This window comes from Micromonospora sp. Utrum1 (assembly GCF_057197805.1).
Map to the genome: position 1 here is coordinate 7,153,082 of NZ_CM170071.1, position 18,398 is coordinate 7,171,479.

General features: G+C 75.5%; 22 protein-coding genes. 7 read left to right on the forward strand and 15 right to left on the reverse strand.

From position 1 onward, the window contains the following. Positions 1–323 precede the first annotated feature (323 nt). Genes AC0OLQ_RS33715 through AC0OLQ_RS33745 form a run of 7 tightly spaced genes read left to right on the forward strand, consistent with a single transcriptional unit; the run spans position 324 to position 8,570 of the window. Complete coding sequence (locus AC0OLQ_RS33715) at positions 324–1,502, forward strand: hypothetical protein (protein WP_484529486.1); 1,179 nt, start codon at positions 324–326, stop codon at positions 1,500–1,502. Further along, a complete protein-coding gene (locus tag AC0OLQ_RS33720) occupies positions 1,489–4,110 on the forward strand; it encodes an ATP-binding protein (protein WP_484529487.1) in 2,622 nt (873 codons plus the stop codon). Before AC0OLQ_RS33715 ends, AC0OLQ_RS33720 begins: the two co-directional genes overlap by 14 nt. Next, positions 4,107–4,574 carry a roadblock/LC7 domain-containing protein gene (locus tag AC0OLQ_RS33725; RefSeq protein WP_484529488.1) on the forward strand — a complete coding sequence of 156 codons (468 nt, stop codon included), beginning with the start codon at positions 4,107–4,109 and terminating at the stop codon, positions 4,572–4,574. Before AC0OLQ_RS33720 ends, AC0OLQ_RS33725 begins: the two co-directional genes overlap by 4 nt. Further along, positions 4,571–5,014 (forward strand): DUF742 domain-containing protein, encoded by a 444-nt coding sequence (locus AC0OLQ_RS33730; RefSeq protein WP_357334333.1) that lies wholly within the window; start codon positions 4,571–4,573, stop codon positions 5,012–5,014. Before AC0OLQ_RS33725 ends, AC0OLQ_RS33730 begins: the two co-directional genes overlap by 4 nt. Beyond that, positions 4,992–5,756, forward strand: coding sequence for a GTP-binding protein (locus AC0OLQ_RS33735; protein ID WP_484529489.1), 765 nt, complete (start codon positions 4,992–4,994; stop codon positions 5,754–5,756). The genes AC0OLQ_RS33730 and AC0OLQ_RS33735 overlap by 23 nt, the downstream gene beginning before the upstream one ends. 45 nt (positions 5,757–5,801) lie before the next feature. After that, positions 5,802–6,296, forward strand: a complete 495-nt coding sequence (locus AC0OLQ_RS33740; protein ID WP_484529490.1) for a hypothetical protein — start codon at positions 5,802–5,804, stop codon at positions 6,294–6,296. A 54-nt stretch (positions 6,297–6,350) separates the two neighbouring features. Further along, entirely contained in the window at positions 6,351–8,570 is a 2,220-nt protein-coding gene (locus AC0OLQ_RS33745; protein WP_484529491.1) for an AAA family ATPase, read from the forward strand. 12 nt (positions 8,571–8,582) lie between these two features. Here the strand turns inward: AC0OLQ_RS33745 and AC0OLQ_RS33750 are convergent, their stop codons facing one another. The 15 genes from AC0OLQ_RS33750 to AC0OLQ_RS33820 form a co-directional block, all read right to left on the reverse strand. Continuing rightward, positions 8,583–8,936 carry a gas vesicle protein K gene (locus AC0OLQ_RS33750; protein WP_357334325.1) on the reverse strand — a complete coding sequence of 118 codons (354 nt, stop codon included), beginning with the start codon at positions 8,934–8,936 and terminating at the stop codon, positions 8,583–8,585. Next, positions 8,933–9,154: a gas vesicle protein gene (locus AC0OLQ_RS33755; protein ID WP_484529492.1), complete on the reverse strand. Its 222-nt coding sequence runs from the start codon at positions 9,152–9,154 to the stop codon at positions 8,933–8,935. The genes AC0OLQ_RS33750 and AC0OLQ_RS33755 overlap by 4 nt, the downstream gene beginning before the upstream one ends. Further along, entirely contained in the window at positions 9,145–9,945 is an 801-nt protein-coding gene (locus tag AC0OLQ_RS33760) for a GvpL/GvpF family gas vesicle protein (protein WP_484529493.1), read from the reverse strand. Before AC0OLQ_RS33760 ends, AC0OLQ_RS33755 begins: the two co-directional genes overlap by 10 nt. Beyond that, positions 9,929–10,306, reverse strand: coding sequence for a gas vesicle protein (locus tag AC0OLQ_RS33765; protein WP_091317341.1), 378 nt, complete (start codon positions 10,304–10,306; stop codon positions 9,929–9,931). The genes AC0OLQ_RS33760 and AC0OLQ_RS33765 overlap by 17 nt, the downstream gene beginning before the upstream one ends. Before the next feature lies 1 nt (position 10,307). Beyond that, positions 10,308–10,655, reverse strand: coding sequence for a gas vesicle protein GvpO (gene gvpO, locus AC0OLQ_RS33770; protein ID WP_357334315.1), 348 nt, complete (start codon positions 10,653–10,655; stop codon positions 10,308–10,310). Then, positions 10,652–10,996: a gas vesicle protein GvpG gene (locus AC0OLQ_RS33775; RefSeq protein WP_484529494.1), complete on the reverse strand. Its 345-nt coding sequence runs from the start codon at positions 10,994–10,996 to the stop codon at positions 10,652–10,654. Before AC0OLQ_RS33775 ends, gvpO begins: the two co-directional genes overlap by 4 nt. Before the next feature lie 3 nt (positions 10,997–10,999). After that, a complete protein-coding gene (locus AC0OLQ_RS33780; protein WP_357334311.1) occupies positions 11,000–11,755 on the reverse strand; it encodes a GvpL/GvpF family gas vesicle protein in 756 nt (251 codons plus the stop codon). A 1-nt stretch (position 11,756) separates the two neighbouring features. Next, on the reverse strand, positions 11,757–12,197 hold the full coding sequence (gene gvpJ, locus AC0OLQ_RS33785; RefSeq protein ID WP_484529495.1) for a gas vesicle protein GvpJ: 441 nt from the start codon (positions 12,195–12,197) through the stop codon (positions 11,757–11,759). Then, complete coding sequence (locus tag AC0OLQ_RS33790; protein ID WP_484529496.1) at positions 12,194–13,411, reverse strand: SRPBCC family protein; 1,218 nt, start codon at positions 13,409–13,411, stop codon at positions 12,194–12,196. The genes gvpJ and AC0OLQ_RS33790 overlap by 4 nt, the downstream gene beginning before the upstream one ends. A gap of 2 nt (positions 13,412–13,413) precedes the next feature. Further along, the gene (locus AC0OLQ_RS33795) at positions 13,414–13,899 is read right to left on the reverse strand and encodes a hypothetical protein (RefSeq protein WP_357334306.1); all 486 of its coding nucleotides are present in this window, start codon (positions 13,897–13,899) and stop codon (positions 13,414–13,416) included. Between the two features lie 293 nt (positions 13,900–14,192). Next, entirely contained in the window at positions 14,193–14,702 is a 510-nt protein-coding gene (locus tag AC0OLQ_RS33800) for a GNAT family N-acetyltransferase (RefSeq protein WP_357334304.1), read from the reverse strand. Positions 14,703–14,853: 151 nt separating this feature from the next. Continuing rightward, complete coding sequence (locus tag AC0OLQ_RS33805; RefSeq protein WP_357334302.1) at positions 14,854–15,756, reverse strand: hypothetical protein; 903 nt, start codon at positions 15,754–15,756, stop codon at positions 14,854–14,856. Between the two features lie 89 nt (positions 15,757–15,845). Continuing rightward, positions 15,846–16,262, reverse strand: a complete 417-nt coding sequence (locus AC0OLQ_RS33810) for a DUF3263 domain-containing protein (RefSeq protein ID WP_357334300.1) — start codon at positions 16,260–16,262, stop codon at positions 15,846–15,848. Between the two features lie 104 nt (positions 16,263–16,366). Beyond that, positions 16,367–17,383 (reverse strand): ABC transporter permease subunit, encoded by a 1,017-nt coding sequence (locus AC0OLQ_RS33815; protein ID WP_484529497.1) that lies wholly within the window; start codon positions 17,381–17,383, stop codon positions 16,367–16,369. Then, on the reverse strand, positions 17,380–18,387 hold the full coding sequence (locus AC0OLQ_RS33820) for an ATP-binding cassette domain-containing protein (protein WP_484529498.1): 1,008 nt from the start codon (positions 18,385–18,387) through the stop codon (positions 17,380–17,382). The genes AC0OLQ_RS33815 and AC0OLQ_RS33820 overlap by 4 nt, the downstream gene beginning before the upstream one ends. Positions 18,388–18,398: the final 11 nt, after the last annotated feature.

The window sequence follows — 18,398 nt, forward strand, 5'->3', positions numbered from 1 at the left end:
TCCGTCCGGTTGCACCGTTCGTTGCCCGGGTCCGGTCGACCGCGCAAGGTCCAGAGCGGCGCAGCGAGATGAATTCGGATCCCGTGAATTCACATCTACGCTTGCAAATCGCCGCCGATGCCACCTTCTCTCCGGCCATATCGGACGCTCCGTAGATACCAGGTCACCCGGACGTGACGCGACTGGAAATGACGCGAAGCTGACTCGGCGAGCACGCTCCCACCCCCGCCCGCCTCGATTACTTTCCGGTCCGGTGCATGGGACTGCGTACGGCGACCTCCCGGCTCCGGACCGTCCCCCGCCGTCGCCGGAGGAGACAGACCATGACCGTCCCCGCGCCGCGGGTCCGTCGACGGCCCGCCGTGCCGGGCCGTGCCCTGCCCCTGCTGCTGGTGATGGCGCTGCTCGCTCCGCTGGGGCTGCTCTTCGCCCAGACCGACCGGCACGCCGGCGACGACCGCGACCTGGCGGCCCGGGAACGCCTCGGCGTCCGCTACCTGCGCGCGCTCGGGCCGGTCACCGACGCGCTGATCGACGCGCAGACCGCGGCGGTGGCCGGCCGGCCGGTCTCCCGGGCGACGCTCACCGCCGCCGTCGAGCAGGCGGCGCAGGTGGACAGCGCGGTCGGCGACCAGCTCCGCACCCGGGAACGCTGGGCCGGGGTGCGGGCCAGGCTGGAGGCGCTGCCGGAGCGCGGGCTCGCCGACCCGGAGGCGGCCTTCCAGGCGTACGGCGAGGTCAGCGACCTGCTGCTGGCCCTGCATCGGAAAGTCCGGGAGGCCTCCGGGCTGGTCCGCGATCCGCGGTCCGACTCGTTCTTCGTCCAGGACGCCATCGGCGCGGACCTGCCCGCGGCCCTGGTCGCCGCGGGCCGCCTCGCCGACCTGGCCACCCTCGCGCCGAAGCGGCCCGCCGCGACCCGCCCGAGGACCGTCGCCGAGCTGGCCGAGTTCCGGGTCGCCGCGCTCGGTCCGGCCACCGACCTGGTGGACGACCTGCGGGCGGCCGTGGACAGTTCGGAGAGCACCGACCTCGGCCCCACCGTGCTCACCCCGCTGGACACCTACCAGCGCTCGGTCGAGGCGCTCGCCGCGTTCTCGGCACCGGCCGGGGCGGCCGGGCCCGACCCGGTCCAGCTCGGCGCGGCGCGGCGCGGCACGCAGTCGGCCGCGGCCAAGCTCCGGCAGGTCATCCTCGACCAGCTCGACGTGCTGCTGGCGGAGCGGCTGGACCGGCTCGACCGGGACCGCTGGCTGGACCGGGGCGCCATCGCGGTGGCCGTCGTGCTCCTCACCGTGCTGGCCGGGGTGCTGCTCGCCGCGCCGCGGCGGGCCCGGCGCGGCGCCGCCGGGACCGACGGCGAGCCCGCCGAGGCCGGCCCGCCGCCGGTGGCCCACCATCCGGGCCCGCCGGCGTCCAGCGGGGCGGGCGAACTCCAGCCGGTCGCCGCCGGACGGGTCGGCGAACCCGAGCGGTGGAGGCCGTTCGATGCTGCTCGGTAGGCTCCGGATCCGGGGCCGGCTCGCCCTGCTGGTGATCATCCCGCTGCTCAGCATGGTCGGGCTGGCCGTGCCGGTGGTCCTCGACCGGGTGTCGGCCGCCCAGCGGGCCGCCGACACCGCCGACACCGTCCGGGTGGCCAGCCGGATCGGCAGCCTGGTGCAGGATCTACAGCAGGAACGGCTGCTCTCGGTGGGATCGCTGCTCGGCCGGGTGACCCGTAGCGAGCTGATCCAGAAGTCCGCCACGGTCGACGACCGGGTCGCCGACCTGCGGGCCGAGTCGCTGCCGGCGCCGGTCCGGGCGGCCCTCGACGGCGTACGCGCGCTGGCCGACCTGCGTACCGCCGTGCTCGCCGGGAAGGCCACGCCGGACGAGATCATGACCGCGTTCCGCGCCGTCGACATGGCGCTGATCGAGGCGCTGCGGCTGCCGTTCCGGGTGGACACCGGCACCTCGGCGGGGCGGCAGGTGCTGGCGCTGGACGCGCTGCTCCGCGCCGACGAGGGGCTGGGCGCCTGCGCCACGCTGATCGTGCTGGTCAAGGCGACGAGCGACCCGAAGGTGGCGGGCTCCTACATCGCCTGCATGGCCGCCCTCCAGGTGGACAACCAGCGCTTCCGAGCGCTGATCACGCCGGAGCAGTACCGGCTGGCCATGCTGGACGACGCGGCGGTGGCCGCCCGCACGAGCCCCACCTTCCTGGTCGACAGCGTGCAGGACCCGGTGGCGGCGATCGCGGCGGTGCCGCTGGACGCGCTCTTCCCCTCGGTCCGCTCGATGATCACCCTCGGCCAGTTCGTGGAGAAGAAGATCGTCGCGGACGTCATCGCCGAGACCCGGAGCGAGCAGGGCGACGCCCTCGCCGCCGCCTGGGTGGTGGGGTCGGCGGCCGCCCTGATCCTGCTGAGCGTGGTGCTGCTCAGCATGGCGGTGGCCCGGACCGTGGCCCGGCCGCTGACCCGGCTCACCCGCTCCGCCGACCGGGTCGCCCGGGTCGCCGAGGCCGAGCTGACCCGGGTGGTCGACGACGAGGCCGAGGCCGTCCCGCCGGTACGCCTCGACCCGGTGGACGTCGGGGCCCGGGACGAGATCGGCGACCTGGCCCGGGCGTTCGAGCGGGTGCAGCGCACCGCCGCCCGGCTGGTCGAGCGGCAGGTGGCCGGCCGGCGCAACGTGGCGCAGATGTTCGGCCACGTCGGCCGGCGTACGCAGAACCTGGTCGGCCGGCAGATCGCACTGATCGACCGGCTGGAACGGCAGGAGACCGACCCGGGGCGGCTGGAGCACCTGTACCGCCTGGACCACATCTCCAGCCGGCTGCGCCGCAACGCCGGCAGCCTGGTGGTGCTCTCCGGCGCCACCGGCTCGGACGGATACGTCGCGCCGGTCCCGCTGGCCGACCTGGTCCGGCTCGCGCTCGGCGAGATCGAGGACTACACCCGGGTGGATGTGCGGGTCCCGCCCGGGGTCTCGGCGGCGCCCGCGACGGCCGGCGACCTGGTGCTCGCGCTGGCCGAACTGATGGAGAACGCGACCGCCTTCTCCCCGCCGCACACCCGGGTGGTGGTGGCCGGCGAGCAGACCGACGGCGGCGCCCGGCTCACCGTGGTGGACCGCGGCATCGGCATGACCGAGGAGCGCCTCGCCGCGGAGAACGCCCGGCTCACCCGCCGGGAGCGGCTCGACCTGGCCCCGACCGAGGTGCTCGGGCTCTTCGTGGTGGGCCGGCTGGCCCGCCGGCACGGCTGGACGGTCCGGCTGGCCCCGACCGCCGGAGGCGGGGTGACCGCCCACCTGCAGATCCCGGCCGCCCTGCTGGTGGTCCGCCGTCCGGAGCGCGCCGGCGCAACCGTGGCGCGGGCGGCCGTGCCGTCCCGCGAGCGGCGGGCGCTGCCCGAGCCCACCCGGACCCCGGACGGCGACGAGCCGACCGGCTTCGACGCGGCGCTGCTGAGCCGGGCCACCCGCAGCATCGAGGCCGGGGAGTCCTGGAACGCCTTCGGCACCCCGGCCGCCGAGTCCGGTCCCGGCACGCCCGCCGACCCCACCGACCCCACCGGCGGGCCGCCGCCCGCCTGGCCGCCCACCACCCCGGCACCGGCCACCCCCCGTCCCGCCACCCCCGCCCCGCCGACACCGGTCGTCGGCCCGGCACCGGCCGCTCCCCCGGCCGCCGGGCCGACGACCGGCCTCCCACCGACCGTCCCGGTCCTCGCGCCGCCGCCGGCCGGGCTACCACCGCTGATCCGGCAGCGGGTGCCCGGCGCGAGCCTGCCGCCCGCGGGACCGGTGGCCGGGCCGGTGGCCGGCGCGCCCGCCGACCCGGCCGTGGTCCGGCTCCTGGTCGAGGCGTTCCAGGACGGCGTACGCCGGGCCGAGGACGACGCCGCCCCGGCCGTGCCCGCGCCCGGCCGGCCCCCGCTCAGCCGGCGGGTGCCCGGGGCGAACCTGGCCGTCTCCCCGGTGCGGACGGCCCCGCCGCCCAGCCCCCACCCGGGGGACCCGGCCGAGGTCCGCGACCTCATCACCGAGTTCGAGGCGGGCGTCGCCCGTGCTCTACGCGAAGTCAGTCCAGACCGCCGCTACGAAGAGGACCCATCACGGTGACCAGCCCGTTCCTGCACGACGACGCCGACCGGACCACCACCGCCAGCGGCCTCAGCCCCGAGGCGCGCACCTTCAACTGGCTGCTCGACTCGTTCACCTCCAGCACCGCCGGGGTGCTGGAGGCGATCGCGGTCTCCTCGGACGGGCTGCTGATGGCCATGTCCGCCATCAAGGACCGGTCCAACGCGGAGCGACTCGCCGCCGTCGTGTCCGGCATGACCAGCCTCGCCGGGGGCGCCGCGAGCTGGTACGCGCTCGGTGGGTTGAACCGGGTGATCGTCGACATGGCCGAGGGCTACCTGCTGATCAGCGCGATCAGCAGCGGCTCGGTGCTCGGCGTGGTCGCCGACCGCTCGGCCAACCTGGGCACCGTGGCGTACGAGATGACGCTCTTCGCCGGCCGGGCCGGCGGCGCGCTGACCCCGCGATTGATCGCCGAACTGAAGAACGCCGTCCAGCAATGACCCCGGAGGCCGCCGGCGAGGACCCGGCGCCGGAACCCGGCACCCGGATCCGCCCGTTCCTGCGCGCGCCCTCCCCCGGGCCGGACGCGGGCGACGGGGACCCGGCGGGCCCGCGTCCCTTCGTGCTGACCGCCGGCCGGGTGGACGGCGATCCGGCGATCGGCCTGGAGACCCAGGTGACCGTCCGGCCGGAGAGCGGCTCGTGGGCGGTGATCGCCCGGCTGGCCCCGGAGCTGGCGACGATCGTGGCGCTCTGCGGCGAACCGATCTCGGTCGCGGAGATCTCCGCCCGGACGCGGATGCACTTCGGCGTGACCCGGGTGCTGGTCGGCGACCTCCGCGCCGCCGGGCACCTCGACGTGCACCTCGGCGCCGCCGACGACGCCCTCGACCCCGACCTCATCCTGCGAGTGATTGATGGACTTCGTGCGATCTCCTGAATGGCCGGCCGCCGCCGCGGGCGGGCCGGCCGCGAACAGCGCCGCCATCCGGTACGCCGCCCCGGCCGCCCCGTGCCCGCCGGCCGGGCGGGCGGCCGCGCCGGCCGCGCCACCGGTCCCGCCGCCGCCGTACCGGCCGCCCGAGGCGGCCGCCCCGACGGTCGTCCGGGTGCCCACGCCCGGTGCCCCGATCCCCGTGAAGATCCTCGTCGCCGGCGGCTTCGGGGTGGGCAAGACCACCACGGTGGGCGCGATCTCCGAGATCGCCCCGCTGACCACCGAGGCGGAGATGACCAGCGCCGGGATCGGCGTCGACGACCCGGGCCCGGTCTCCGAGAAGACCTGCACCACGGTGGCCATGGACTTCGGCTGCGTCACCATCGACCGCAGCCTCAAGCTCTACCTCTTCGGCACACCCGGCCAGGCCCGCTTCGGATTCATGTGGGACGACCTGGCCCGAGGCGCGCTCGGCGCGCTGGTGGTGGTGGACAGCGGCCGGCTCGACGACTGCTACCCGGCGATCGACTTCTTCGAGCGGGCCGGGCTGCCGTTCGCGGTGGGGGTGAACGCCTTCGACGGCCGGCTGGCCCTCGACCTGCCCTCGATCCGCTGGACGCTGGCGATCGGCGAGCACGTGCCGCTGGTGCAGTTCGACGCCCGGGACCGGCTCTCCGTCCGGGACGCGCTGCTGGTCGTCCTCGACCGGGCGCTGGACCGGGCGACCCGGGAGAATGGGGCCTGAACCGTCCCGTCGGTTCGACCCGTGGTCACGGAAGGGGTGGACGTGATGAGAGGTGATCTGGACGAGACCCTGGCCCGGCTCGCGCGGCGCGAGGAGGCGCTGCGCCGCCGGGCGCCACTCCCCGGCGAGCAGGCCGAGGAGACCGGGCCGGGCGACGTGCCGGCGCCGCCGGGCGAGCCGGTGGACGGGCGGGCGGGGCACGGCGCGTACCGGCTGCGTGGCGGCGACCCGCCCGAGCCGCGCGACCCGGTCGAGGAGGTGACCGAGGCGGTCCGCCGGGTGGTGGCCGAGCACCCCGGACTGGCCGTCACCCTGCGGGTGGAGTTGGGCGGGCGGGCGTACCCGTTGCGGGTCTCCTGGTCCGGCCCCGAGGTGACGGTCGGCGCGGCGCCCGCGCCGGCGCCGCCGCCGGCCTGGCCGATGTCGGTGAAGACGGTGCCGGCCCCCGGGCAGGACGGGGTGGCCACCGACCCGGCGGCCCGGCTGGCCGAGATGATCCGGCGCGATCCCTCCCTGCTGGAGGACACCGGCCCGCTCTGACGCGGCCGGCCGGGCCGGGGGCACGACGTGGTGCCGGCGGCTACTGTCGGGCGGGTGGCGGAACCCGACCTGACCCTGACCGCGAGCCTGCGGCCGGCGGCGCTGGACGCCCGGCGCGGCGTCGTCCGCCTGCACCCCGAGGTGCTGACCGCGCTGGCGCTGCGCCCCGGCGACCCGGTGCGGCTGGCCGGCCGCCGGGTGACCGCCGGCATCGCCGCCCCGGCCGAGCCGACCGCGAGCAGCGCGTTGCTCTACGCCGACGACCTGCTGCTGGGCAACCTGGGCCTGCGCGACGGCGGGCAGGTGACGGTGAGCCCGCTGCCGGCCGCCCCGGCCCGCCGGGTCACCCTGGCCGGCCCGGTCGGCGTCGTCGCCGCGGTGTCCCCGGAGATGCTCCGGCTCGCGCTGCTCGGCAAGGTGGTCACCGCGGGGGACGACGTCTCGCTGCTGCCCCAGGACGTGCTCCCCGACGCCGCGCTCCGCGGCCTGGTCGAGGCCGCCCGGCGCAGCCTCGCCAGCACCGTCGGGTACGCCTGGACCAGCACCCTGCTCACCGTGGTGGCGGCCGAGCCGGCGACCGGCGCGCTGGTCACCATGGACACCGTGGTCGGCTGGGAGCACGGCGCGGCCACCCGCGGCTCGGGCCCGGCCGGCGAGGCGACCCCGGCCGCACCGGCCGTTCCCGCGCCGGCCGACGGCCTCCTCGGCCCCGAGGACGCCCCGGACGTGGACGAGCTGCCCGGGCTGCGGGCACAGGCCGAGGAGCTGACCGAGCTGCTCGACCTGGGCTTCCACCACGGGGAGGTGCTGGGCCGGCTCGGCACCACGGTCTCGCTCGGCGTGCTCATCGGCGGCCCGGCCGGCTCCGGCAAGTCGGCGCTGGTCCGCGCGGTCGCCGCCCGGGTCGGCGCCCGGGTCCGCCCGCTGTGGGCCCCCGAGCTGGCGGCGCTGGGCAACGACGCGGCGGCCCGCCGGCTGCGCGAGGCCGCCGCGGCGGTCCGCGACAACGGTCCGGCCGTGCTGCTGGTCACCGACGTGGAGGCGATCGCCCCGGCCGACGAGCCCGGCCCGCTGGCCACCGTGTTCCGGCAGGTGGTCGCCGAGACGGTACGGGCCGGAGCGGCGGTGGTCTGCACCACCGGGCGCCCCGAGGCGGTGGATCCGGCGCTGCGCGCCCCGGACCTGCTGTCGCTGCGGATCACCGTGCCGCTGCCCGACCCGGCGCTGCGCCGGGAACAGCTCACCGTGCTCACCCGGCAGGTGCCGCTGGCCGACGACGTGCGGCTCGACGAGGTGGCCGCCCGTACGCCGGGTTTCGTCGCCGCCGACCTGGCCGCGCTCGTGCAGGAGGCCGGGGTGCGGGCGGCGCTGCGGCAGAAGGCGGCGGAGACGCCCACCGTGGCGATGGCCGACTTCGCCGCCGCGCTGGAGGTGGTCCGGCCGACCACGATGGCCGCGTCCACCCTGGAGCTGGCCACGGTGACCCTCGACGACGTCGGCGGCCTGCACGAGGTCAAGCAGACGTTGACCGAGTCGGTGCTCTGGCCGCTGACCTACCCGGACACCTTCGCCCGGCTCGGCGTGACGCCGCCGCGCGGGGTGCTGCTCTACGGGCCGCCCGGCTGCGGCAAGACCTACCTGGTCACCGCGCTGGCCGGCTCCGGTCGGGCCAACGTGCTGTCGGTGAAGGGCGCCGAGCTGCTGTCCAAGTGGGTCGGTGAGAGCGAACGCGCGGTCCGTGAGCTGTTCCGCCGGGCCCGGGAGGCGGCACCCACCCTGGTCTTCCTCGACGAGGTGGACGCCCTCGCGCCGGTCCGCGGCCGGGCCACCGACGGGGGCACCACCGACCGGGTGGTGGCCGCTCTGCTCACCGAGCTGGACGGGGTGGAGGCGCTGCGCAACGTGGTGGTGGTCGGCGCGACCAACCGGCCGGAGCTGGTCGACCCGGCGCTGCTCCGCCCCGGCCGGCTGGAACGCCTGGTGTACGTGCCGCCGCCGGACGGCCCGGCCCGCGGGGAGATCCTCCGGGCGGCCGCCCGGAACGTCCCGCTCGCGCCCGACGTGGACCTCACCGCGCTCGGCGCGGAGCTGGACGGGTTCTCCGCGGCCGACTGCGCCGCCCTGATCCGCGAGGCGGCCCTCGCCGCGATGCGTGAGTCGCTGGCGGCCAGCACGGTCACCGCCGCGCACGTCGAGGCGGCCCGCACCCGCGTCCGCCCCTCCCTCGACCCGGTCCAGCTCGCCCGGCTCGCGGCGTACGCGGCCGCCCGTTGAGCCGGGGCCGACTCAGTCGGTGGGCAGCAGCGGGCCGAGCGGGCCGAGGTCGAGGTTGAGGTCCTCTGGGGCCAGGCCGAAGTACTCACGGAGCTGGGTCATCTGCTCCTCCAGCGCCATCAGCGTGGCGCCGATCCGCTCGACCTGCTCGTCGGTCAGGTCGCCCAGGTCGACCCGGCGCAGCGCCTGTCGTTCCATCAGTTGCCGGAGCAGCTCGATCACGGTCAGCACCAGGCTTGCCAGCCCCCGCTCGACCGAGTCCTGGTCCACGGCGAGCCGGCGGTCCAGTGGCCGGACCCGGGGCGCCGTCCACCCCGGCTCGCCCAGCGCCGCGGCCAGCTCGGCCGCCTCGTCCCGCCCGGTCACGGGGCGGCCTCCGGCTCGGGCGGAGCGAGCGCGCCGACCGAGGCGATCAGCGCACGCAGGGAGATGCGGACCAGGTCGATGTCCGCGATGGCCAGGGTGATGTCCCCGCTGATCACCACGCCGGTGGCGAGCACCCGGTCGAGCAGGTCGACCAGGGCCACCGGTCGGTAGGTCAGCGGGTCGTCGGTGCTGCTGGGCGCAAGCGTGGTCACGCCCATGCCGGCTCCGCCTCCGGTTCCGCCACGAAGGAGTACGGCGGCCACGGGCCGGTCAGTTCCAGCCGCAGCTCGGGATGGCCCTCCGCCAGCTCGCGGGCCAGCGCGGCGAAGCCGTCCCACCGGTCCGTGTCGACCAGGTAGGCCCCGTTGAGCACCATGGCGGTGGGCGCGCCGGACAGCCGCCGGTCCTGCGGGGCGTGCCGGCGGGCGGCGACCGCGTGCCCGGCCAGGGCGGCGTGCACGGCGGCGGCCCCGTCGGCGGCGACCCGCTGCCCCTCCTCTCGGGCGGTGAGCTGGGCCTTGCGCCGCCGCAGGTACGCCACGCCGGCCCCGACCTCACCGGCGGGTTCCTCGACCCGTGGGGTCGCGCCGGGCACCACGTACCCCTTGACGCCCCACTCCGCGCGGCCGGCGAGCCGGGCCAGCGTGCCGGCCAGCTCGTCGTGCCGCTCGACCAGCACCCGGGCCACCCGGTCGTCGTCGCGGTGGACGGTGGCGAGCCGGGCCGGCACCACCGCGCCGGACCGGGACAGCGCGTCCACCACGGCGTGGTGGGCGCGGGCGGCCCGCTCCAGCCAGGCCAGGTCCTCCAGGTTGCGGCGCAGCGCGGCCTCGCCGTACTCGCTGAGCGGCGCGTCGCTGACCACGGCGACCAGGCCGGCGGCGGCCACGGCCCGGACCGGCGTGCCGGCGATGCCGGGGAGCCCGGCCGGCGTGGCCGTCCCGGTCACCACCCCGTGCAGCCAGACCGCGGTCCCGGTGTCCGGGTTGGGGTCAGAGGTCGTGGTCATGCCAGCCCTCCCTCGCGTCCCGCTCGGCCCGGGCGGCCACCCGCGGCCGGCGGGACGCCTCGACCTCCTCCGGGTCGCGGGGGCCGGGCTCGACCGGCGGGCGGGCCCGGGAGCTGAGCCACGGGTCGTGCTCCCACCAGTCGATGCCGATCTGCCGGGCGGTGTCCACCGAGGCGATGACCAGCCGCAGCTTCAACGTCAGCAGCTCGATGTCGAGCAGGCTGACCCGGATGTCACCGGCGATCACGATGCCCCGGTCCAGCACCCGTTCCAGGATGTCGCCGAGGTTCGCCGGCTCGTGGCCGGCCGGCAGCACCTGACCGGAGTTCTGCACGACCGACGGCGCCCGCCCAATGGTCATCTCAGTCCCCCTTGCCGCGCTGGTAGCGGCGCGTCCGCCGGTAGCCGAGCAGGCTGCCGGTCATGTCCAGCTCGACCTCGTAGAGGCCGAGCAGGTCGGTCGACGCCGGAATGCGGTGGTCCTCGACCACCTCCACGCCGACCAGCCAGCCGTCGTCGGTGGGCTGGATCGAGGTGGTCCCGAGCGGATCCCGGCCGGTCAGGGCGACGATCTGGCGCAGCCCCTCCCGGGCCGCCTCGGCCGCGCTGATGGCCTCCTCGTCGCTCTCGTCGATGTACCGCTCCTCGGCCCGACCGCCCCGGTCGCGCCACCGCTCCCGGTCGCCGTCGCCCCGGATCCGTGCTGTCATCGTCGTCCCCCTCGTCCGCGACGCGGCTCGTCCCGGCGGTCGGTGGTCCCCCGCCGGGCGGCCGCCGGCCGCCGGGGCGCGCCGTTGCGCCGCGCCGGGGTACGTCCGGCGTCGGCGGCCGGCGTGGTGAGCCGGTCCAGCACCTGCTGCTGCCCGCGGTCCCGCTCCTCCGGCGTGATGTCGCCGGCCGCCGCCGCCTCGTCCAGCTCCTCCAGCTCGCGCCGGATGTTGACCGGGTTGTGCTGCTGGGACTCCGCCTCCCGCGCGACCACCTTGACCAGCGCGGTGAGCCCGCGCACCGGCGCGTACGGCAGGGTCAGCAGCGTCCACAGGATGTCCACCGCTCACTCCACCAGCTGGTGCGCGCTGACGAAGTCGTACGGGGCCAGCGGGCCGATCAGCCGCATCCGGATCAGGTCCCGCCGCCGCTCGGCGAAGTCCTCCACCGCCCGGACGAAGTCGTCCTCGTCGTCGCCCGCGATCAGGAAGGAGACCCGCAACGCGTCCAGCTCGTGGCTGGGCGGGAGCGCCTCGTTCGCCACCGCGTACCCGCCGACCGCGTCGATCAGGTCGCGGTTCTCCGCCTCCCGGCGCAGCTCGACCGCCTGGCTGATCATCTCGCCGAGCCGGATCCGCTGCTCGCGGCTCTCCACCTCCGGCCGGCCGCGCACCTCGTCGGCCAGAGCCGCGGCGGAGGCGTTCTCCGCCAGGAAGCCGGCGATGAACTCCTGCTCCTCGAAGCGCCCGTGCACGGTGTACTGGAGCCGGTCCTCGAACTCGTCGAGGGCGGCGGCGAACCGGTCGTGGTGCGCGGCGAGCAGGTCCTCGACCGCGTCCTCGCCGGTCACCACCGTGCCGAACCGCACCGGCAGCACCGGCGCGACCACCGCGGTCCCGTCCAGCAGCCGCTCGTACGCGGTCAGGTCGGCCGGCCGGCCCAGCGGCTCCTCCAGCCCGACCTGGCTGACCAGCGCGGCCAGCTCGCCGTGCCGGACGGCGGTCACCTCGCCGGGCGGGGAGCCGACCCCCTCCGCCTCGGGGGTCGGCTCCACGTCGGACGGCACGATGCCGTAGATGAACAGTCCGTTCTCCTGGGCCATGTCAGCGCTCCTCGTCCCGCCGCCGGCGCGGCCGCTCCCGCTCCCGCTCCCGCTCCGGCTCGGAGCCGCGGTCCCGGAGCGAATCCGCCACCGCGCCGCTGATCTCCTGAGCCGCCTTGCCGAGCCCGGAGACCGCCTTGCCCTTGGTGGCCGCGCCGGCCGCGTCACCCACGAGGTCCGGCAGGCCCTTCTGGTCCTTCGGCACGATGCTCAGCCGGTCGACCGCCTCGGCGAACCGCAGGTACGTCTCGACGCTGGCGATCACCACCCGGGCGTTGATCTCCAGAAGCTGGATGCCGACCACGGCGACGGACACCTGGGCGTCGATCACCACGCCCTTGTCCAGCACGGTCTCCACGACGTCGGCGAGGGTGCCCCCGCCGCCGCCGCTGGTGCGCTCCAGTGCGCTGCCCGGTTGACCTGTCGTGGTGGCGACGGTCATTCCTCACGCTCCTCCCGCCGGCGGCGCACCACCGGCCGTCGTGGTGTCTCGGGAGCCCGGCGGACCGGGCGCGGGCGCTCGGGGCGCGCCTCCCGCTCCTCGCGGGGCTGGGGGCGGCGGGCCCGCTCGGGCTCGCGGCGGCGCGGGGGCGCCTCCTCCTCGGGCTCCTCGGCGTACTCGTCGTCGTCGAAGTCGTCGCCCTCGTCGTAGTCCGCGTACTCCTCCTCGTCGGGGGTGGGACGGCGGCGCGGCGGCGGCCGGCGGCGACCGCGTCCGGCGGGCCGGCGCTCCTCCTCCGGCTCCTCCTCGGGTTCCTCCTCCGGCTCCTCCTCGGGCTCCTCGGGGCGGCCCCGCCGCTGTGCGCGGGACTCCTCCTCGTGGGCCTCCTGCTCCTCGCGGAGCGCGGCCTCGTGGTCCTTGACCACCTGGGAGTCCTCGATCTCGCCGCGCCAGCCCTCGACCGAGTCGGGATCGAGCACGGTCTGGGTCATCACGTGCCGGACGAAGTGCTTCAGCTCCAGCCGGACGCGGCGGCCCTGGGCGCGCCACAGGTTGCCGGTGTGCTCGAAGAGGCCCTGCGGGTGGTACTCCAGCACGACCAGGATCTTCGTCAGCTCGGGGCCGACCTCGTGGAAGCTGACCGTGCCGTCGACGGAGCCCTTCTCGCCCTTGGACCGCCAGTGGATGAGCCGGTCCGGGATCTGCCGGACGATGGTCGACTCCCAGGTCCGGTGCGACCAGAAGACCTGCGCCTTCCAGGTCATCTTCTCGTCCGAGTCGCAGTCCGCCTGCTCGACCTTCTTCATGAAGCTCGGGAAGTCGCCGAACTGGGTCCACTGGTTGTACGCGACCCGGACCGGCACGCCGACCTCGATCGTCTCGACGATGTTGGTGACCTTGAGCTTCTTGCCGCCGCCCTTGCCACCCTTGCCACCGCCGAACGCCGACATCAACTTCTCCTTACCGCCGGCCAGGCCGGCTTGGAACATGGCCTTGACCGGGGAGTGGCCCTCGGCGAGCTTCTGCGCGCCGGTGGCGGCGGCGACCAGGCCGGGTCCGCCGCCCTGCTTGGCGTACTCGCTGAGCCGCCCGGTGGCGCCGGTGATCCGCTCGGTGACCACGTGCATCGCCCGCTCACCGATGGCCGAGGCGAGGTTGCGCAGCTCGCCGCCGAGCTGGTCCCGGGCCTTGTCCGTGAGGTTGCTGGTCGCCATGGTCACCGCCCCCGCTGCCGTCGCGCGGCGACCGGGCGGTCGCCCCGGTCCTGCTCGTCCCGCGCCGCGGGCTGCTCGTCGAGCTCCTGCTCCTCGTCGGGGGCGGAGCGCTCGTCGCCGGCGGGCTCCTCGTCCGGGCGGTCACCGCCGGACTGGTCACCGCCGGACCGGCCGCCGCCGGACTTCCGGCGCAGCGCGTCGGCGCTGCCGCGCAGCTTGCCACTGAGCGCGTCGATGCCGCTGCCCGCGGCGGCGGACGCCGCGGCCTTGCCTGCGGTGGCCAGCGGGGCGCCCAGCTTGCCGAGGTTGCCGAGGTGGGGGTGCACGTTCATCAGGTTCGCGCCGAGTTGCTTCAGGCCGCCCGGTCGCTGGCTGGCCCGCCCGGCCGCCACCGCCGCAGCCAGGGTGAGGGCGGTACGCATCTTCTTTCGGCGGCCGAGGAGGTAGCCGAAGCCCACCGCCAGCGCCACCCGTGCTCCGCTCTTCATCAGTTCTCCTTCGCTCCCCGGTGGAAGCGGACACCTCTTGCGTGGAGCAGGCCCGGGAATGCAGCTACCGGGGATCAGCGGGAATAGGGCCTGCGACCGGCGTCCCGTATCAGCGGACCCGGCGGGCAGTACCCGTCCCCCCACCCGCAAAACATTCCGATGTAATTGCGGAGACGCCTGTCACCAGCGAATTGGATAGGCGGTTCGTCGGGGGCAGAGAGCACGCAAAACGGTCAGAAGAGCCCAGCCGGGCAGGGCAATCCCAAAAAAAAGCCCGGAGGCAAGCAAAGAACTCAATGCGTCGGCAGGGCGGAATCCAGACACATTTCCGCGCGCAGCTTTCCATTCTTCTCGCGCAATTCCGCGCCGCATTTACGAAGAACCGAGACAGCGCCGTGGTTGTCCGGTGTCGTCTCAGCCACGACCATGTGCATGCCGGCCGCCGCGGCGGCGTGGAGCAGCTCGCGCAGGGCCGCCGCGCCGAGCCCCTGGCCCCGCGCCGAGCGGCCGAGCCACATCCCGGTCTCCACCGTCCCCGGCTCGTCGCAGCGGGTCATCCGGACCATGCCGACCACCTCGCCGCCGGCCACGATCGCGTACATCCGGGTGCGGGTCGGGCCGTCCAGCCCGCCGAAACTCGCCCGGTGGAACTCACGGAAGGCCTCCCGGCGGGCCAGCGACCAACCGGCCGGGGCCTCCACCGGGGGCATGACGTCCTCCGGCTCCGCCTCGGCAGCCGCTACGGAGAGCAACGGCTCCAGGTTCCGCTCGTCCACCGGCTCCAGTCGTACCGCACCCGTCACGAGCCGCAGTCTGCCGGTCGTACCGGCCCAAGTCCACCCCTTTGGGCTCGGACTGCCGGTCCGGCGGAGGGGGTCGACCGGTCGTACCCCCGGGGTGTTCCGCCTCACGCTCCGTTGTCAGCCGACCGGTCCGTTCTGGCGGTGAGGGTGCTCACTCCGCCGGACCGAACTCGCAGAGCACCACCGAGGCGTCATCCGTGCGCTTGCGCCGGCGCAACCGGTCCGGGTGGTCCCGCTCGGCCGCCCGGACCCGGTCGATCAGCCCCGCCGGGCCCTCGGCCGCCGTCACGTCGAGCAGGCCGGTCCAGTCGAGGAGGCCGAACTGGTCGACCGCGCAGGAGGCGCCGTCGCTGAGCAGCGCGGCCCGCCGCAGCGCCCCCGCACCGCGCAGCGGCAGCGTCCCGGTCACCGCGTGATACGCCGCGTCCGGGTCGGTGGCGGCCGCCCAGTAGCCGTGGGTCCGGTTCATCCGGGTCCGCTGCACCGTCACCGCCCGGCTGAACCGGGTCGCCGGGTCGACGTCACCGTCCGGCAGCGCGGCGGCGGTCCGGCGCAGGTCCGCGAGCGCCGTGTCCAGCCGGTCGTCGGAGACCACGTCGACCCGGTCCCCCGTGTCGAGCACCAGCGGGCTGTCGCAGAGCACCAGGTAGTCGACCTGATCGCCGCCCTCGCGCAGGAGGCAGACCGTGGAGGACGGGGTGCCCGGGTGGTCCAGGTCGCACTCGCCACCGTGGTCCGCCCGCACCGCCAGGATCGCCGCCGCCAGGCTGCTCATCAGCGTCGCCGCCGGGCGGGCCGCGACGGCCAGGCCGATCCGGGCGGCCAGGTGCCGGACGTACCAGGCCGGCCCGTGCACGCAGCCGGTGTCGAAGCCCTCCGGCACGGTCGCCCCGTCGAGGACGCCGACCAGCGGGCCGAACCGGAAGACCACGTCCTCGTTCTCCAGCCGCCCGGGGGCCGGATCGGAGGCGGAACGGACCCGCATCATCGGCGCCGTCCCCACCGGCCGGGCCGGCCGGCTGCCGATCGGGTACCGGCGATCTGGTGCCCCCATCCGTCTGCTCCCCTCCGTCGCCGTCCGCCGCCTACCCGGAGCGCCGGAGCCCATGCCGGGGCGGGCGGACTCGCGGGGGGCGCGGCCGGTCAGCGGCGCCGGTTCCGGGCCCGGGACGAGCGCAGCCGGCGCAGCCGGCCGACCAGCACCGGCTCGGCGGCGAGCGCGGCGGGCTGGTCGAGCAGCGCGTTGAGCAGTTGGTAGTAGCGGGTCGCGGAAAGCCCGAAGGTGTCCCGGATGGCCTGTTCCTTGGCGCCCGCGTGCTTCCACCACTGCTGCTCGAAGGTGAGGATCCGCCGCTCCCGCTCGGTCAGCCCGTCGGTCTCCTCGGCGGGTTCCGCCGGCGGAGCGGCCACCGCCGCGTCGTCGTCCGGGGGCGCGGCCTCGACCGCGGGGGCGGAGCGGGGCGGCGGGACCGTGACGCCGGCCTCCCGGCGAGCGACCTCGGCGGTCCCGGACGACTCGGGCCGGTCGATGGCGGCCCGCTCCGTGGCGTCGGCGGGCATGGCGCTCCTCCGGAGGACGGGGACCGGCGTGACGGCGCCGGCCGGGGGGACCCCAGCCTAACCAGGGTCCGCCCGGCCCGCATCGGACGCGAGGTGCGCGCCGGTCAGGCGATGTCCCGCCGACGCATCGACCAGAACGCGCCGATCAGCACCGCGGCGGCGCCCACCCCGAGCACCAGCGCGGACTGCTGCCAGGTGACCACCAGCTTGGCCGGTTCGCACGCGCCCTTGGCGAACTGGCAGGTGTCGTAGTCGAAGAGCTCCACCTGCTTCATGAACCACGACTGGGCGTAGGTGGAGAGGACGTACCGGTCGCCGAACGGGACGGAGAGCACGTTCACCGCGATCCGGATGCCGATCTCGCTGATCGCGAAGACCGCCACGGCCGCGCCGAGCGCCATCGCCGTGTGCCGCCCGAGCGAGGCGAGCGCGAAGGCCACCGCGCCGACGAGCAGGATGAGCCCGACCGCCCGCAACCCGTCCAGGCCGATGGAACGCCACACCCCGGCAGTCACCTCGGCGGTGGTCCCCCGGTAGCGGCCGATGAGCCAGAAGGCGAGGGTCCAGAAGGCGCCGAGCAGCACGCTCACCCCGAGCACGGTGGTGAGCAGCGCGGCCAGCTTGGTGCCCAGCACGGCGAGCCGTTTGGGCCGCCAGAGCAGCAGGTTCATCATCCCGCCGGTGCTCCACTCGGCGCCCACGTAGGAGGCGCCGACGATGAACGCGAAGAGCGCCACCGCCCCGGCGAAGACCGCGATGAACATGGGGAACTCGGCCCGGAAGTCGAACTGGTAGGGCAGGTTCCACTTCGGGTCGAACATGTCCGGCTGCGGCTGCCAGTCCCGGCCGCAGTTCGGGCCGTACCGGTCCTCGGTGTTCTGGTCGCCGCGAGCCTTGGCGGCGTCGCAGTCCGCGACGCTCCTCTTCCAGTCCTCCAGCGCCCGATGGTATTGGGCGTCGGACTCGACCTGCGCGGCCGCGACCGTCTCCTTGGAGAGCTGGTGGCTGGAGAAGCTGAACGCGGTGGCCACCGTGGCCAGCCCGAGCAGCAGCAGGACCAGCAGCAGCCGGGTGACCCGGCGCTTGGTGAGGCGGCGCAGTTCGGTGACGTACAGGCTCATGCGCCCCAACCTCCTCCGGTGGCGCCGCTGCCCGGCTCACCGACCTTCATGGACTGGTCGACCTGCCGGTGCTGGCCGGGAACCGGCGCGGTGGCGGTCAGTTCGAGGAAGACGCTCTCCAGGTCGACCGCGACCGGGGTCAGCTCGCTGACATAGAGGCCCTGCTCGGCGAGGACCCGGCTGACCGCCGCCGGCTTGTCGACGCCCGAGAGCATCAGGTGGTCGGGCTCGGTGGCGACCCGGACCCCGGCCCGGGTCAGCGCCTCGGCGGCCTGCGGCAGGTCGGTGACCGCCTCCAGCCGGACCCGCACGGCGCCCTGCGAGTGCGCGGCGAGCACCTCGTCGACCGGGCCGTACGCGACCCGCCGGCCCAGCGAGATGATGGTGACCGAGTCGCAGATGAGCTGGATCTCGCCGAGGATGTGGCTGGAGAGCACGACGGTCATCCCGGCGGCGGCCAGGTCCCGGGTCAGGGTGCGCATCTCCCGGATGCCGCCCGGGTCGAGGCCGTTGGCCGGCTCGTCCAGGATCAGCAGCTTCGGGTTCTTCAGCAGCGCGGAGGCGACCGCGAGCCGCTGCTTCATGCCGAGCGAGTAGGTCTTCACCCGCTCCCCGGCCCGGTCGCGCAGCCCGACCAACTCCAGCACCTCGTCGACCCGCTGCCGCGGCAGCTCACCGGCCTGGGCCAGCAGCCCGAGGGTGTCCCGGGCGGAGAAGTGCGGGAAGAACTGCGGGCTCTCCACGATGGCCCCGACCTGCCCGGCGACCGCGGGCAGCGCCTGCGGCAGCTCCTGGCCGAGGATGGCCATTCGGCCGCCGTTGGGCCGGATCAGCCCGAGCAGCGTGCGCAGCGTGGTGGTCTTGCCCGAGCCGTTCGGGCCGAGGAAGCCGTGCACCTGGCCAGCCTCGACCCGCATGTCGAAGCCGTCGAGCGCGTGGCGGACCCCGCGTTTCCGGCTCCGGTACGTCTTGCGGAGACCCTCGATCTCCAGGACAGCCGACAAGCTGACCTCCC

What these genes read in the sequence shown, in the direction of transcription:
- AC0OLQ_RS33715 (WP_484529486.1), top strand. Translation starts at nt 324, where the DNA reads ATGACCGTCCCCGCGCCGCGGGTCCGTCGACGGCCCGCCGTGCCGGGC.
- AC0OLQ_RS33720 (WP_484529487.1), top strand. Translation starts at nt 1,489, where the DNA reads ATGCTGCTCGGTAGGCTCCGGATCCGGGGCCGGCTCGCCCTGCTGGTG.
- AC0OLQ_RS33730 (WP_357334333.1), top strand. Translation starts at nt 4,571, where the DNA reads ATGACCCCGGAGGCCGCCGGCGAGGACCCGGCGCCGGAACCCGGCACC.
- AC0OLQ_RS33735 (WP_484529489.1), top strand. Translation starts at nt 4,992, where the DNA reads ATGGACTTCGTGCGATCTCCTGAATGGCCGGCCGCCGCCGCGGGCGGG.
- AC0OLQ_RS33740 (WP_484529490.1), top strand. Translation starts at nt 5,802, where the DNA reads ATGAGAGGTGATCTGGACGAGACCCTGGCCCGGCTCGCGCGGCGCGAG.
- AC0OLQ_RS33755 (WP_484529492.1), bottom strand. Translation starts at nt 9,154, where the DNA reads ATGGGCGTGACCACGCTTGCGCCCAGCAGCACCGACGACCCGCTGACC.
- AC0OLQ_RS33760 (WP_484529493.1), bottom strand. Translation starts at nt 9,945, where the DNA reads ATGACCACGACCTCTGACCCCAACCCGGACACCGGGACCGCGGTCTGG.
- AC0OLQ_RS33765 (WP_091317341.1), bottom strand. Translation starts at nt 10,306, where the DNA reads ATGACCATTGGGCGGGCGCCGTCGGTCGTGCAGAACTCCGGTCAGGTG.
- gvpO (WP_357334315.1), bottom strand. Translation starts at nt 10,655, where the DNA reads ATGACAGCACGGATCCGGGGCGACGGCGACCGGGAGCGGTGGCGCGAC.
- AC0OLQ_RS33780 (WP_357334311.1), bottom strand. Translation starts at nt 11,755, where the DNA reads ATGGCCCAGGAGAACGGACTGTTCATCTACGGCATCGTGCCGTCCGAC.
- gvpJ (WP_484529495.1), bottom strand. Translation starts at nt 12,197, where the DNA reads ATGACCGTCGCCACCACGACAGGTCAACCGGGCAGCGCACTGGAGCGC.
- AC0OLQ_RS33790 (WP_484529496.1), bottom strand. Translation starts at nt 13,411, where the DNA reads ATGGCGACCAGCAACCTCACGGACAAGGCCCGGGACCAGCTCGGCGGC.
- AC0OLQ_RS33795 (WP_357334306.1), bottom strand. Translation starts at nt 13,899, where the DNA reads ATGAAGAGCGGAGCACGGGTGGCGCTGGCGGTGGGCTTCGGCTACCTC.
- AC0OLQ_RS33805 (WP_357334302.1), bottom strand. Translation starts at nt 15,756, where the DNA reads ATGGGGGCACCAGATCGCCGGTACCCGATCGGCAGCCGGCCGGCCCGG.
- AC0OLQ_RS33810 (WP_357334300.1), bottom strand. Translation starts at nt 16,262, where the DNA reads ATGCCCGCCGACGCCACGGAGCGGGCCGCCATCGACCGGCCCGAGTCG.
- AC0OLQ_RS33815 (WP_484529497.1), bottom strand. Translation starts at nt 17,383, where the DNA reads ATGAGCCTGTACGTCACCGAACTGCGCCGCCTCACCAAGCGCCGGGTC.